At 34.7% G+C, this 14,152-nt stretch carries 15 protein-coding genes; 5 read left to right on the plus strand and 10 right to left on the minus strand.

Going from position 1 to position 14,152, the window contains the following annotated elements:
- The first annotated feature begins 98 nt into the window (after positions 1-98).
- Entirely contained in the window at positions 99-1,202 is a 1,104-nt protein-coding gene (locus tag AOG55_RS07735) for an OFA family MFS transporter (RefSeq protein ID WP_055041135.1), read from the plus strand.
- A gap of 181 nt (positions 1,203-1,383) precedes the next feature.
- Here AOG55_RS07735 and AOG55_RS07740 read toward each other — a convergent pair whose 3' ends face one another.
- From AOG55_RS07740 to AOG55_RS07755, 4 genes are all read right to left on the minus strand, one after another.
- Positions 1,384-2,283: an inorganic phosphate transporter gene (locus tag AOG55_RS07740; protein ID WP_055041136.1), complete on the minus strand. Its 900-nt coding sequence runs from the start codon at positions 2,281-2,283 to the stop codon at positions 1,384-1,386.
- Positions 2,280-2,960, minus strand: coding sequence for a DUF47 family protein (locus AOG55_RS07745; protein WP_048100830.1), 681 nt, complete (start codon positions 2,958-2,960; stop codon positions 2,280-2,282). The genes AOG55_RS07740 and AOG55_RS07745 overlap by 4 nt, the downstream gene beginning before the upstream one ends.
- A 45-nt stretch (positions 2,961-3,005) precedes the next feature.
- Positions 3,006-4,670, minus strand: coding sequence for a B12-binding domain-containing radical SAM protein (locus tag AOG55_RS07750; RefSeq protein WP_231563383.1), 1,665 nt, complete (start codon positions 4,668-4,670; stop codon positions 3,006-3,008).
- A gap of 104 nt (positions 4,671-4,774) precedes the next feature.
- Positions 4,775-5,314, minus strand: coding sequence for a GNAT family N-acetyltransferase (locus AOG55_RS07755; RefSeq protein ID WP_052656648.1), 540 nt, complete (start codon positions 5,312-5,314; stop codon positions 4,775-4,777).
- Positions 5,315-5,372: 58 nt separating this feature from the next.
- Here AOG55_RS07755 and rnhB point away from each other — a divergent pair, with 58 nt between their 5' ends.
- Together rnhB and AOG55_RS07765 are read left to right on the plus strand one after the other, a co-directional pair.
- On the plus strand, positions 5,373-5,975 hold the full coding sequence (gene rnhB, locus AOG55_RS07760) for a ribonuclease HII (RefSeq protein ID WP_048100828.1): 603 nt from the start codon (positions 5,373-5,375) through the stop codon (positions 5,973-5,975).
- 72 nt (positions 5,976-6,047) lie between these two features.
- Complete coding sequence (locus AOG55_RS07765; RefSeq protein WP_048100827.1) at positions 6,048-6,707, plus strand: glycosyltransferase family 2 protein; 660 nt, start codon at positions 6,048-6,050, stop codon at positions 6,705-6,707.
- On the opposite strand, the gene AOG55_RS07770 is transcribed toward AOG55_RS07765, so the two are convergent.
- The 4 genes from AOG55_RS07770 to AOG55_RS07785 form a co-directional block, all read right to left on the minus strand.
- Entirely contained in the window at positions 6,704-7,960 is a 1,257-nt protein-coding gene (locus AOG55_RS07770) for an MFS transporter (protein WP_255350861.1), read from the minus strand. The genes AOG55_RS07765 and AOG55_RS07770 overlap by 4 nt on opposite strands.
- A gap of 143 nt (positions 7,961-8,103) precedes the next feature.
- The gene (gene fsa / locus AOG55_RS07775; RefSeq protein WP_048100825.1) at positions 8,104-8,775 is read right to left on the minus strand and encodes a fructose-6-phosphate aldolase; all 672 of its coding nucleotides are present in this window, start codon (positions 8,773-8,775) and stop codon (positions 8,104-8,106) included.
- The gene (locus AOG55_RS07780) at positions 8,772-9,725 is read right to left on the minus strand and encodes a transketolase family protein (protein ID WP_048100824.1); all 954 of its coding nucleotides are present in this window, start codon (positions 9,723-9,725) and stop codon (positions 8,772-8,774) included. The genes fsa and AOG55_RS07780 overlap by 4 nt, the downstream gene beginning before the upstream one ends.
- A 1-nt stretch (position 9,726) precedes the next feature.
- Complete coding sequence (locus AOG55_RS07785) at positions 9,727-10,551, minus strand: transketolase (RefSeq protein ID WP_048100823.1); 825 nt, start codon at positions 10,549-10,551, stop codon at positions 9,727-9,729.
- A gap of 104 nt (positions 10,552-10,655) precedes the next feature.
- Between AOG55_RS07785 and AOG55_RS07790 the strand changes: the two genes are divergently transcribed.
- Positions 10,656-11,168: a gamma carbonic anhydrase family protein gene (locus AOG55_RS07790; RefSeq protein ID WP_048100822.1), complete on the plus strand. Its 513-nt coding sequence runs from the start codon at positions 10,656-10,658 to the stop codon at positions 11,166-11,168.
- Complete coding sequence (gene cobS / locus AOG55_RS07795; protein ID WP_048100821.1) at positions 11,161-11,913, plus strand: adenosylcobinamide-GDP ribazoletransferase; 753 nt, start codon at positions 11,161-11,163, stop codon at positions 11,911-11,913. Before AOG55_RS07790 ends, cobS begins: the two co-directional genes overlap by 8 nt.
- Here the strand turns inward: cobS and AOG55_RS07800 are convergent.
- Together AOG55_RS07800 and AOG55_RS07805 are read right to left on the minus strand one after the other, a co-directional pair.
- Positions 11,902-12,285: a hypothetical protein gene (locus tag AOG55_RS07800; RefSeq protein ID WP_048100820.1), complete on the minus strand. Its 384-nt coding sequence runs from the start codon at positions 12,283-12,285 to the stop codon at positions 11,902-11,904. The two genes, cobS and AOG55_RS07800, sit on opposite strands and share 12 nt — an antisense overlap.
- A 416-nt stretch (positions 12,286-12,701) precedes the next feature.
- Positions 12,702-14,126: an MFS transporter gene (locus AOG55_RS07805; protein ID WP_055041137.1), complete on the minus strand. Its 1,425-nt coding sequence runs from the start codon at positions 14,124-14,126 to the stop codon at positions 12,702-12,704.
- Between the last annotated feature and the right edge of the window lie 26 nt (positions 14,127-14,152).

A 14,152-nucleotide genomic window follows, 5' to 3' on the forward strand; every position in this document is an offset into this window, starting at 1 on the left:
CGTGTGCTCTTCCGATCTGATAATTTAAAAAAACTTTTATTTTATAATAAAATAACATTACAGTGAGAAGGGGATTTTTAGCGATTGGAATTATAGTCATGTCGTTTAACTCATTATACCAGTATTCATGGAATGTTTTTGAGCCACTTCTTAAAACTGGATTTAATGTCAGTATTGTTTATATTCAGGTGGCGTTTACACTCTTTGCCATATTCTCCACCGGGTTTCAGGGCATTGGCGGATACTTTGCCGATAAAAATGGCCCCAGAAATATTGGAATAATATCTGCAATACTTTCTGCAGTGGGATTTATTGGAACCTCACTTATAAATAATATCTTTTTATTTTATTTATTATGGTCTCTTGGAAGCATAGGTGAGGGTATTTTATATGGCATCTCAACAAACCTTGCAGTTAAATGGTTTAAGGGGAAGCGCGGTTTTGCTGTGGGATTTGTTTCTCTTGGTTTTGGCATGGGAGCAGCAGTAGCAAATATATTTATAGCAAAGGCAGTAACCTTCAGAACCCCAATGCTAATTATAGGAATTGCTGAGATTGTAATACTTCCATTGTTAATGTCAATTGCAAAGTATCCGGAATCTAAAGAATTAAGCGGTGAGAAAACATCCAAAAATTTGAGGAATAAAAAATTCTGGATTTTGTATGTATCATTTATACTTGGTGGTGTACCCCTTTTAGTAATATCCGCATCCTTTGGGTATATTGGAAAAAATCTTCCTTTATATGAGTTTACACTTCTGGTTTCCCTATTTCCACTGCTAAGTGGCATAAGCAGGCCCATACTTGGTTATATTTCTGATTATATTGGCAGAATTAAGTCGGTTTTTATTATAGATATATTTTTAACCGCCGGATCTATATTTTTGATTTTAAAAATATATGCAATATCCATAATACTCATTGGTTTCTTTGGGGGCTCAATGATATCAATGTATTTTTCACTTGTTGGCGATATATTTGGATCAAGATTTTCAACGGCCAATAACGGGGTTTTTTATACAGGTAAGGCAATTTCAGGTTTTATTGGCAGTACATTATTTGCTGCAATGTTTATATTATACCGCGATAAGTCATTCTATTTTGTATTAATTTCGAGTTTATTTGCGATTTTATTCTTAATATTATCAATGAGAAAAGAAAATAAAGGTTATAGATCGGGACAACAACAGGAGGTCAAATAAATAAATCGCTTAATATTAAGCATATGATTTTTTATAAATGTGCCTGTGCACGTTTTATGGAATTTATGCCCATGAAAATTTCTGTGGCTGAATATAAAATAAACCTGTGTGCAATTATAAGCATTGTCAATAATCCTGAATGCTTATTACCCTGGCATGAGGGGACTAAAAATTAGATGGATCATACCAGATATCCAAGAAGGAGACCAAGAAGCGGTGAGACAACCCATGTCATTATAATTATGAAGAATGGCTTCATGTAAATACCCTTAAATTTGTATGAGATTCCAACCCCAAAAACGCTTGATGTCAGCGTCTGTGTGTTTGATAATGGAATTGAAAAAATGGTTGCTATTTCAACCAGTGCAGAGGATACAACAAGGGAAACAAGGGCATTTGAATATCGCATAAGATACATTTCCTCACCAACCCTTTTTATAACACCACGGCTTAAAAAAAAGCTGCCCAAAAATATGGCCACCGCCATTATAATTACTGTAATAAGATTGAAACCCTCAACGTTTGCTATGAAGCCTAATGTATTTGCACCAAGTGTAAATGCTGTTAAAAATGAGGAGATTATTATTAAAATCTTGAGTGTGGCCGCCACGCGCCAAACATTCTTATAATCCCTGTCAAAAATAGATTTCTCGGTAATATATGAAACTATTATTGATAATACCGGTGCAAGTATCCAGAACATAATCATTAAAATTACAAAATTGTAATTTACTGAGTAATCAATTCTTAGATCTATGCCTATTGCTGTTCCTGCAAGTGCCATTGTCAATGATAACGGTGCCCTACCGATGGTTGCAAGGAAAAATATTATGAACGATACCAGAAATGCATATGAAATATAAAAGTATGAATGCGGAATCAATGAAATTGCCGCACCTTTAAGAAATCTGCCCTCAAGCGCCAGACCAGCAAAAAATCCCAAAGAACCAATCAGTGTTCCATAAAACCTTGAGACGATTCTTGACCCTATTAATGTGCCAACAGCCGCTGAGAGATTATTACCTGAAACAAGAAGGGTTAGCAAAAACGTGAGTATTAATGAAATTATTAAAAAAATCAAGATGTCACCGATAACATTATGGTAAATACAAGATCTGATATATCCTCACAGTCATCCAAAAGATCATCCAGTTTGTGTGCAAGGGTATTTAAATGTTCAAAGACCAGATATGAAATTTTATTTGAATTTTTATATATGTAATCGATTATTGAATCCTTTATTTCGTCCACATTCTCCTCTATCTTTTCAATGTTTTTCCTATCCTCACGCATCCTTGATAGGTCCGTCTCATTTAATATGTTTTTGACATACCCCAGTGCCTCCTCATTATTGTTTAATATTGATATGAATTTGTTATATGAAAAATCCACAATATTTCTTTCATCCTTGTTAAGTTCATAGTTTTTGTTGAATCTGTTTATTTCCCTGCTTGAGTAGTACATCTTATCAAGGATGTCATCACATTTTTCTATTAAGGCAAGCATGTTATCCATCAGGCTTGAGCTTATTGCCCCGCTTGTAACCTCATGCCTGAAGTTAATATTCATTTCATCCCCTTCCTTTTCCTTGTCCCTTATAAAATTATTGTACTTATCAATATCAACTGGTGCATTTTTCAGCATTAAAATTAAATTCTGTGTACTTTCAATACCTATTTCAGGGAACCTTGATAACCTTGAAAGAAGGCTTTTTTCTCCAACAACAAGAAGTCTTTTTAAAAAATTATAATTAACCATGACAAATTAATTAAAAAGTATTATATATATTTTATAAAAAATTTATTATGCCCTGCTCATATTGCTTAATGACGTGATCTCTGAGATGTTTTCAATTCCGTACCTTTTTACCTTTTCAATGTCCACGCCATTCTTTCTGGCAATCTTTTCAACAACCTTTAGCATCAGTTCCCCACCGGCTGAAATTATTGTGCCTGTTCCAACCCTGGCTATTGGGTTCCCATGCGTGTTCCTGAATCCATCCCTGATTGCCATTTTTGCAAGATGCCTGTATGATGCGTAGTATACACCAAGCTGTACAGGGTTCAACATTGTGCTTAAGTCTCTGGATTTAATCCTTCCCAGGGGTACATTAACCAGCGGTGTAACTGTAAACTCAAATGGCCTGCCATCGACATATGAATTGCTTAGCCTGTTAATCATTGCTATTGAATCCCAGTTATCCTCATCGGTTTCCTGCTCCTGACCAACCTGTATTGTGAATGCTGACCTCCAGTAATACTTTGTTTCGTTGTAAACACCCTCCCAAACTATTTCTGAGAAGGATCCATCTGGACCAATCCTTAATGGCATGGTCTTATTGGGCATATGCTTTAATGCAAGTGCATCACTGCCTGTTTCAACACCGGTCTGTATGCCTATCCAGTTGTCAGGGCCTGCCCTTATAACCTCGCTTATTTTTCTTATTAAATCAGGGTATGCTGCAGGTATCGATATTCTTCCATGCGTTGGGTTTGTTGTTTCAATGCCCTTTATATTCATTATCATTTTAAACATATCAAGAAGTGCATCCTCATTTGGTGTGAACATTTTCTCATGCTTGTATTCGAATATCTCATCGGTATGAAGCCAGGCATTGGTAAATCCACCCTTAACGTTAACCTCAATCTCTCTTTTTATTTTATCCAGTGGATAATACCTTAATGGCCTTAATGTAACCTCACAGAAATCGCAACCAACACCACAGCCCCTCATTATTTCTACCATTCCCTTCATTGAAGGCCTGACTATATCAGGTATGTCCTCAAGTGACGGATATGCCCTTTCCGCAAAGCCACGTGCTATAAATAGATCATCATTCTTTAGAACCTTTCTGAATTTATCATCGTAGGTCATATAGCCCTGGAAGAACATTTTTTTATCTATATTGCCCTCGGATATCTGTCTGAAAAGCTCTGATACGGTATCATCCATTTCTCCCTGAACTATGTAGTCAAAATGGTATTTTTCTATCTCATCCCTTAATATTGTGAATTCCCAGACACCGGGACCGCCAACAACAAGCTTTGCCTTCTTCCCCTGTCTGACCTTATTTACCTTTTCAAGAAGGGCGTCCCATTCCCTCCTTACCCATGAATCCAGCCCACCACCAAACAGAGCTGTGTATGACATTGTTGTTGGCCCTATTCCAAGCGGATCCATTGTTGTAATTCCTATTATTTCCGTATCATCGGTAATAAAATTGGCAAGATAATCCTCATGGGCCACTGCTACGTCCTTTCTTGGGTTGTCCCTTAGAAGGGCGGCCTCTATTTTTCTAAGTGCATATGGGGCATATTTAAGCTCCCCATTGGGCAGCGCTTCTGGTGCTGGACCCTTTAAAAATCTGTAAATTTTCCCCGGTATTTTATTTCCGGGTGCACATGGCAAAAAATCTAACAATGGGAAATTTCGGTATTCATATGCAAGTGTACTATCCGAGATCAACACATATTTTGTCATATAGTGAATCTTATATTTATATGGTTAATAAACGTTTTCATGTCAGACATTTTTAAAATTAACAAATATATAATAATAATTATTAAAATATTTCAATATAGTATTTTATTAAAAATATATGCCGAATAATAGATGTTTTTAAAGAAAAATGCATCCTTTTCAATTCCAGAAATTTCAAAGCGATTTTTAAGAAGAACATTAATTGATGGTATATTATTAACCAAAACTTTTGTGTAAAGGGTGTGCATGCCAAAATATGTTTTGGCCACATTTGAAACAAGGCCGACTGCAGCTGTTGCAATTCCCCGGTTTCTATATTTTTTGCCGATCCAGTACCCAATATGAGCCCTGTTATTTAAATAATCAATATCCTTTAGGCCAATAACACCGGCTATCCGCCCATTAAAATATATATAAAGATCCAGCGAAAATATCTCACCACCCATTTCCCTTTCCTGGTCTATAAAAAATAATGCATCCTCCTCTGTATAAGGATATGGAAAGCTGTGGCTCATTAAATTAAACCCAAGATCATTTTCATTGGCCATTTCAACAAAGTCATGCAAAGAATTAATGTCAAAATTATTGGTTATGAATACATTATTATCCAAAAAAAATTCAAATTTTTCCATGCAATCCCATAATAAATGGTTATAAATAATTTTTTTAGGCATGTTGACATTATAATAAATGGATTGTGGTATAGACGAGGCAGGCCGTGGTCCTGTTATAGGCCCAATGGTTATGGCAATTTTATGTTCTGATGAATCGATTAAAAGTCTTGGTGTCAGGGATTCAAAACAGCTTTCACCATTTCAAAGAAATAAATTATTCGAAGATTTAAAAAATATGGAAAATAATTATGTGATTATACAGCCATATGAAATAGATAATTACGTTAAAAAAAATCAGTTGAATATCCTTGAATTAAAATATGCCATTTATTTAATTGACTCTGTTAAATGTGAGAATATTTATGTTGATGCCTTCGATGTAAATGAGATAAGGCTTGAAGATGAGCTTAAAAGAAGAACCGGGAAAAATATTACATGCAGGCATAAGGCGGATTCAATATACCCTGTTGTATCAGGTGCTTCCATAATAGCCAAGGTTATTAGGGACTCAGAAATAGAAAAACTCCATAAAATATACGGTAACTTTGGATCTGGATATCCTTCAGATCCAAGAACCATAAATTTTCTAAAAAATGCAATCGAAAATCACATGGATATTGATGGTATAGTAAGGAAGGAGTGGAAAACATATAAAAATTTATTAAATAAAAAACTTTAGCCATTTGATTGATACTTTTATAAATATAATGTATACATAAAAATAATTATAATACTAATACCTTTAGATTTAATGAAGGTATCTGCAGTTATTCCCACAATCAACGAGGAAAAATCAATTGGCAATGTTATTGATGGCCTGAAATGTATTGATGGCATAGAAATAATAGTTGTGGATACCAATTCAACCGATAAAACAAGGGAAATAGCTGCATCTAAAGGGGCGAGGGTGATAGAGGAACATAGAAAGGGCTATGGGCGGGCATATAAAACAGGCATTAAGGCGGCCTCGGGTGATATTATAGTATGCCTTGACGGTGATAATACATATCCAACAGACATTATAAAGCCATTAATAGACATTTTAATCCTGGATAAGGTTAATTTTATTTCCTGTGATAGGATGACGCTTAGAACGCAGCATAGCTATACGTCACTGCATTTCATAGGTAATTTGGTACTTAACTTTACCCTTGCTGTTCTTTTCAAATTTCATTTAAACGATTCACAGAGTGGCATGTGGATATTTTATAAGTCATTTTATAATAAAATGAATAATTTAAGTGATTACATGGCATTTTCAGAGGATATCAAAATTGAGGCTGTAAAGCATGGAAAATTAATAGAGGTGCCAATATTATATGGCCAAAGAATAACAAAGCCAAAGCTTAAAACATGGCGCGATGGGTTTAAAAATCTGTTTCATTTAATTATAAAAAGAATACAGAATTAAACCTGTAATGTTTTCTTTCTTGATATTATTTCAGTATCAGGGGGTTTTGTTTTTTTAATTATTAATAGTCCTGAGGTAACAATGATGGCGGCAATGAAAAAATCCGCCGGATATCCTATATCAAATGCGATAAAGCCAGAAATTCCAGATCCGATAATCTGTCCAATGCCATTAAATGAATTGTACAGTCCTATAACCCTTCCACGAATAACCGGATCCGACATGTTTGATATACTGGTTACCTCACTTAAACCAATAAAACTCCAGATGCCACCCATAATTCCATAAACCAGAATAAACAGAGCCAGATATAATATACTGTTAATTACAAAGAATGATACAATTCCCATTAAAATAAAAATAAAAATACGTATTAATACTGAATATGAAAGCATTTTATTTGATCCAACATAATTAATATACCTGCTTGCAGGTATATATGTGCTTGCTGACATAAGGCTGTTTAGGAGATACATTATGTAAACATCTGCATTGGTTGCATTGAATTCACGGATCATGAATACAGGGTAGGGTATAAAAAACATCTGGAAACCAATCATAAAAATAAGCGCGGTTATTAGGTAATTTTTCAAAAATCTTGGAACCTTATAACCAGCAGACCTTTCAGGTATGTGCAGTATATGTGTTGGAAAATATCTGATTCTTTCTATAACCCTTACCGTATATAAATACCAGAGCCTTTCCCTCTTTAAATTTGTCTTTCCCTCCTTTAGGAAAAATAATGATACAATACCTGAAATTAGATATGCAAAGGCTGCAATAACATAAAGATACTTTATAATGGATGTGCCAAAACCTGTATCATAAAATAATACAAATACGCCTATGCCAAGGCCTATTACAGTACCCACCGCGCTGTAACTGTTAAACCTTGCCATTATTTTTGACCACAATGATTTCTCTGAGTTTTCCAGAATTAATAGTGTTGAAACCGGCACAGATGCCATTGCTATTAGCTGAAATATAACAAGCATTAAAACATATTCTGGTATGCTTTTAACCATAAAGACAATTAACAATGATAGGAATGAACCAAAAAATCCAATTAAAATAAAAATTTTCCTTTTTTTAAATTTATCAGACAGATCTCCCCACATTATAAGTGCCGGTACAGATGCCATGGATGATATTGATGTTACAAGCCCGACAAAAACCACATTGCTGTGCAGGTAAACAACAATAAAAAGCGGTATTAACGGCATGGTGAGACCTGCGCCTATATTTGAAAATATGTAACCAAGAAACCATTTATTATCCGTGCAATCACTTAAATTCCCTTAAGTGCTTTGATATATATTTATTTTATTGCTAAACCATTTCAGATAATTATAATATAAAAATGCAACTTTAATATTAAATTAAAATTTATTAATGATTATAACGGTAGAGACCCATCAGGTGCTACTTTCTTCCAGTCATCAAGAAATCTGGATAGACCCTCATCAGTCTTTGGATGCATTGCCAGTTTCTTAATTACATCAAACGGTATTGTTATTGCATCAGCGCCTATTAATGCTGCACGGAGTACATGAACTGGATTTCTAACAGATGCAACAAGAATTTCCGTTTTAAACCCATAATTGGAAAATACTGTTTTAATCTGGTTTATAATTGACATACCGTCCTCAGCAATATCATCAAGGCGCCCAACAAATGGAGAGACATAGGCTGCGCCGTTCCTGGCTGCAAGAAGGGCCTGAACTGTATTAAAAATCAGGGTTGTATTTACCGGTATATTTTTTTGCCTGAGAATCTTCATTGCCTTTAAACCCTCAAGTGTCATTGGTATTTTTATGACAGCATTGGACCCTAGGTTATGCAATTTAACTGCCTGTTCAACCATATCCTCAGATTTTGTGCCAACAACCTCAAGGCTGACAGGCCCATTCACTGTTTTAAGTATTTCAGATGCAATGTCAATAAATTTTTTGCCATCCTTCTGGGCCTTTGATATCAGTGTGGGATTTGTTGTTACACCATCTATCAGACCGTAATCATTTGCCTCCCTAATCTCATTTATATCCGCAGTATCTATAAAGATCTTCATTTAAATTCCTCCCTGTAAAAATTTTCTGTTATTTTTTCGATATCGCTTATTCCTATATGAAAGTAATCAAACAGTTCCATACCCTTTCCGCTCTTACCAAAAATATCTGGCATGCCTATTCTTTTAACCGGAACCGGATATTCCTCTGAAACAATTTCAGAGACCCTTGAACCAAGGCCGTTATATATTGAGTGCTCCTCCGCCGTAACTATTTTTCCTGTATCCCTTGCCGCCTTAATTATTGCATCCCTGTCTATTGGTTTTATGGATGACATATTTATAACCCTGGCATCGATATTCTTTGATTTTAAAGCCTCGGCAGCCTTTAATGCAAATGATACCATTATGCCATAGGCCATAATTGTTATATCATTTCCATCCCTAAATGTAACTGATTTTCCCTCCTTGAATTCATAGGATTCTTCGTTTAATACTGGAAATTTTTCCCTTGTTAATCTAACATAGTAGGGGTTCTTCTTTTTGACTGCAAGATAATCAATAACCCTCCTGGTTTCTATGGAATCAACAGGGACAATAACCTTCATATTTGGAAGGCCTGACATTATACCAACATCCTCAAGAATCTGGTGTGTTGGGCCATCCTCACCAAGTGATATGCCGGCATGTGTGACCACAAAATTAACAGGAACCTCGTTGTAACATACAGACTGCCTTATTACATTATAGGTATTGCTCAGAAAAACAGCAAATGTGGATGCAAAAACTGTTTTGCCCGCGAGTGATAAACCTGCAGCAGCTGTTACCATGGACTGTTCTGCTATGCCCATGTTGTAAAATCTTTCCGGAAATTTTTTTCCGAATATATCTGTTTTTGTTGAACTTGAGAGGTCTGCATCAAGAACCACTATATCACGATTTTTCTCGCCCAGTGAGGCGAGCTCCTCGCCGTATGCTTCCCTTAAACTTTCCAATATTTCTGTTTTCTGCATATTACATTGCCTCTATATCATTTAATGCCCTAATATATTCCTCTTCATTTTTGGGTGGTGCCCCATGGTATTTAGGATTATTTTCCATATAGCTAACGCCCTTTCCCTTAACCGTATTTGCCACGATCATGGTTGGCCTGTTTTTTACAGATTTTGCGGTTTCTATGGCGTTTATTATCTCATTGAAATCGTGGCCGTTAATTATTATTGTATTCCATCCAAATGCCCTGGCCTTTTCAGATATATCACCAAGCGGCATAATATTTTCAGTGAAACCATCCAGCTGTATCATATTTCTATCAACTATAGCAGTTAGATTATCAAGATGGTATTTGGATGCTGCGAGCATGGATTCCCATATATTTCCCTCCTCCATCTCGCCGTCGCCTAGGATTGCATAGATCCTCTTTGGGTTGTGATCAAGTTTTGCAGCCAGTGCAAATCCAATTGCAACACCAAGCCCCTGACCCAGTGAGCCTGTTGATGATTCCACACCGGGTATGCCACGATGGACATGCCCCTCTAAATCTGAATTTTTATTTCTGAATCCAGAGAGAAGATCTTCAGAAAAGTATCCACGAAGTGATAATACGGCATAAAGCGCCGGAGATGCATGCCCCTTGCTCATTACAAGTATGTCCCTGTTTGGGTCTGATGGGTTTTTCGGGTCTATGTTCATCTCCTTAAAATATAAAACTGTAAGCACATCTGTAATGCTTAATGATCCTCCAGGATGTCCACTCTTGGCAGTGTAGACCATTTCAATTATTTTCTTTCTTACCTCCTTGGCAAGAGGTTTTAAATCATTTAATGAATATGCTTCCATCTTATGTCAATATAATATATATTAAAGATTTAAATATCTTTCTTTATATCAGTTACTATAAAATTTAAAATAAAAACTTATTTATTAACATTATATTACTTTCTATGATTAAGAAGGGAAGAAATCTTTATATTGCGGATACCGCAGTAATTATTGGTGATGTCACTCTTGGGGATAATGTTACCATTATGGATTCTGCGGTTATTAGAGGCGATGAAAATTCAATAATTATAGGTGATAATTCCAATGTTCAGGACAACGCTACAATTCATGTGAATAACACATACGGCGTCAGAATTGGTAAAAATGTTTCCGTAGGGCATAATGCTGTGGTTCATGGTGCTGTTGTTGATGACAATGTAATTATAGGCATGGGGGCCATAATTTTAAATAATGCACATATTAAAAAAGGCTCGGTGGTGGCTGCAGGAACAGTTGTCCTTGAAAATTTCGAATCCGAGGAGAATTCCCTGATAACTGGAATTCCAGGAAGTGTTAAAAAAATAGACCCAAAATATGGTGAAATGGCATACAAAAATTCTCTTGAATATTTAAAACTGAATCAGCAGTACAGGTCTGGAACATTTGAGAGAATTAAAGGAAACGGAAATGAATAAAATCTTAAATGGATTTATCTCTGCAATATCGTTTTTTACTGTAATCCCCTTTAAGGGCAGTTACGAAATAAATTATTATACAGTATTATTTATAAGTGCAGTCGGAATTATAACAGGAGCTATAGCGGGCATAATTTTTTATCTTATAAGCAACTATAGCAGTTTAATAGCTGCAGCATTTTCCATTTCATTTATTTTGTTAATATATGGATTTAATCACCTTGATGCACTTGCAGATTTTGGTGATTCACTAATGGCACGTGGAAACGCAGAAAAACGGCAGCAGGTAATAAAGGACAGGTACACAGGATCAGGAGGTTTTGGACTTGTATTTGTAATATATTTAATGAGCGTGGCATTATTGTCATATTTTCATGGTTACTATGGTTTTCTTGCAATAATTTACGCTGAGGTATCCTCAAGATTTATAATGGTTTTTTCTCTTTATAAAACCAAAGCTTTTGGAAGCGGTCTCGGGAAAACGTTTACCTCGATAATTTCTGATAATAAGATTATAATAATAATTAATTTTTTACCTGTTTTAATAATTTCAATATTTGATGTTTATTATATTTTGGCTTTTTTTATAGTTTTTTTAATTATGCATCTATTAAAAAGACAGATAATAAATCTATATGATGGCATAAATGGTGATATAGCAGGCAGCCTTGGAGAAATAGGCAGGTTTTTAATGTATTTCATGCTGTTTATATTTTTAATTTTAAAGATAAAACTAATGCTTTAACTTTAATTTGCTTGAGATAAGCTGATCATATTTAATTGTATATTTAATTTTCTTATTCCTAATTTCATGGGCAACCTTTTCTGTTATTTCCTCTATTTCTTCAGAGGGGGTATTCCTGTAAATTGTTAGCTCGGTTCTGTTCTGCGGAAAAATCATCCTAAATTTTGAGTTCTCCCTTCTGTAACCAAATGGCTTTTTATTTTTTCTGATCTCTTCCATGTTAAGCTCCAGAAGAATATCATCGAACTGCTTTTCCTCTGCATTGACCTTAGATTCACTTTCAACTATATCCCAGATGTCTGGAAAATATTTTTCAAGGTCTTTCCATTGAAAACCTTCCTCAAAAATTATATGCCCACTGTAATTTTTCACATTATGTTATTAATATATAATACATTAATTTTTCTTATTATTTGGACCCATATTGGGTATGATTGATGAAAAAATTCCATTTAACTAGAGATTTATTATAAATTTCTTATAATAATTATTCGTTATTATGCTATACCAATTCTTAATGTTATTTAAAACCATTTATAATATTCCTTCAAACTATTATGATTATTATTACAATAATGCTGATAATATTCTATAATTTCTGTATATTCCAAGCATGGAAAATTGCGAAGATATATTTCAAGCTTCTGGAAAATTCAAAAATTTAATATTTTTATTAGGCTAATCAAAATGTGTTTATTATAATTATATTCAAAATACGTGGTCATCCATATATAATACCTGCATGCAAAAAATATTACAATAATTCTGATATTTAACAATAAATAAATTCATGTTTTAGCCATGGTTTCAATTGCTTTTCTTTCCTCTCTTCCACGGGAAAATGATAGAATTGCACCGATCAAGGTTATCACCATTGAAACGTATAATGAATAATGTATTCCTACCATGAAGGATAATGATACACCACCAACAAGCTTGCCAACCCCTGCAAACACCTCAAACGCAACACTTCTGGGTACACTTAAGCTTGCTATGGATATTGATATCACAAAGCTGCCAAGCATACCTATATTGGCTAAGGTTCGTAAAAATCCAGATGACATGCCGTAAAGCTCCTTAGGCGAATTTGCCATTACTGCACTGTTATTTGCAGGATAAAACATTGATGAACCAGTGCCTGTAATTGCAGATGCAATTAGTATTATATAAAGTGAGGAATTTACAGTTAATGTTGTATAAATTAGAATGGACACAGCCATCATTAGAAGTCCTACAGTTGCCGGTATTCTTGAGCCTATCCGATCTGCAAGCTTTCCGAAATATGGTCCCAAAACGCTGCCTATTAAATATCCGGGGAGCAATAATAATGCGCTGTCAAACGGTGTTAACCCGCGTATCCCCTGCAGGTACATTATAATTATAAAAACAACAGCCAGAAATCCCAAACTCTGGAAAAATGATGCAAACAATGAATATGACAAAATCTTAATTCTAAATACCTTTAATGGCAATAAAGGTTTTTTAACCCTTGTTTCTATATATATCATGAACATTACCATAACTATGCCAATACCGATTAAAACCATATTAAATGTTCTTATTCCATATGTTGATATATCCACTGCGGCATATGATATAAGTATTAAGGCAGAACCAAGGGATGCCATTCCAGGAAGATCGAGCTTATTACTTACAGGTTCACTCCTGTTAATGTATTTAATTCCATAATATATGGCAAATATTCCTATCGGGACATTTATATAAAATATATATCTCCAACCAATAAAAGTTGTGATTATTCCACCAAGAACAATTCCAAGCATTGCACCTGCATTATATCCCACTGATGTATATCCATAAACCCTGCCACGTTTATTCGGCTGAAAGTTATCCGCTATAATTGCCCCACTGTTTGACTGCACCATGGAAGTTCCAATTCCCTGTATTAGCCTAAAGGATATTAGTTCATCAATATTTGCTGATGCTCCGCATAGTGCAGAACCTATTGTAAATATAGAAATTCCCAAAATAAAAATATTTTTTCTTGCAATAATGTCCCCAAGCCTTCCAAGCTGTGTTGTTCCAACTGCAATTACAAGTAAATAAATTAAAATAATCCATATTGAGGCTGATAACTCTGTTTTTAAATTATCGGTTATTGTTGGAAGTGCAAGCAGTACAATTGTGGAATCAACTGCCCCCATAAGAACTGCAAGTAGAAGTGAAATAATCAGCCGGGAATATTTATCCATAATTAAAAAATATATTATAGTATTAA

The sequence above is a fragment of the Acidiplasma cupricumulans genome, assembly GCF_001402935.1.
Lineage (GTDB): Archaea > Thermoplasmatota > Thermoplasmata > Thermoplasmatales > Thermoplasmataceae > Acidiplasma > Acidiplasma aeolicum.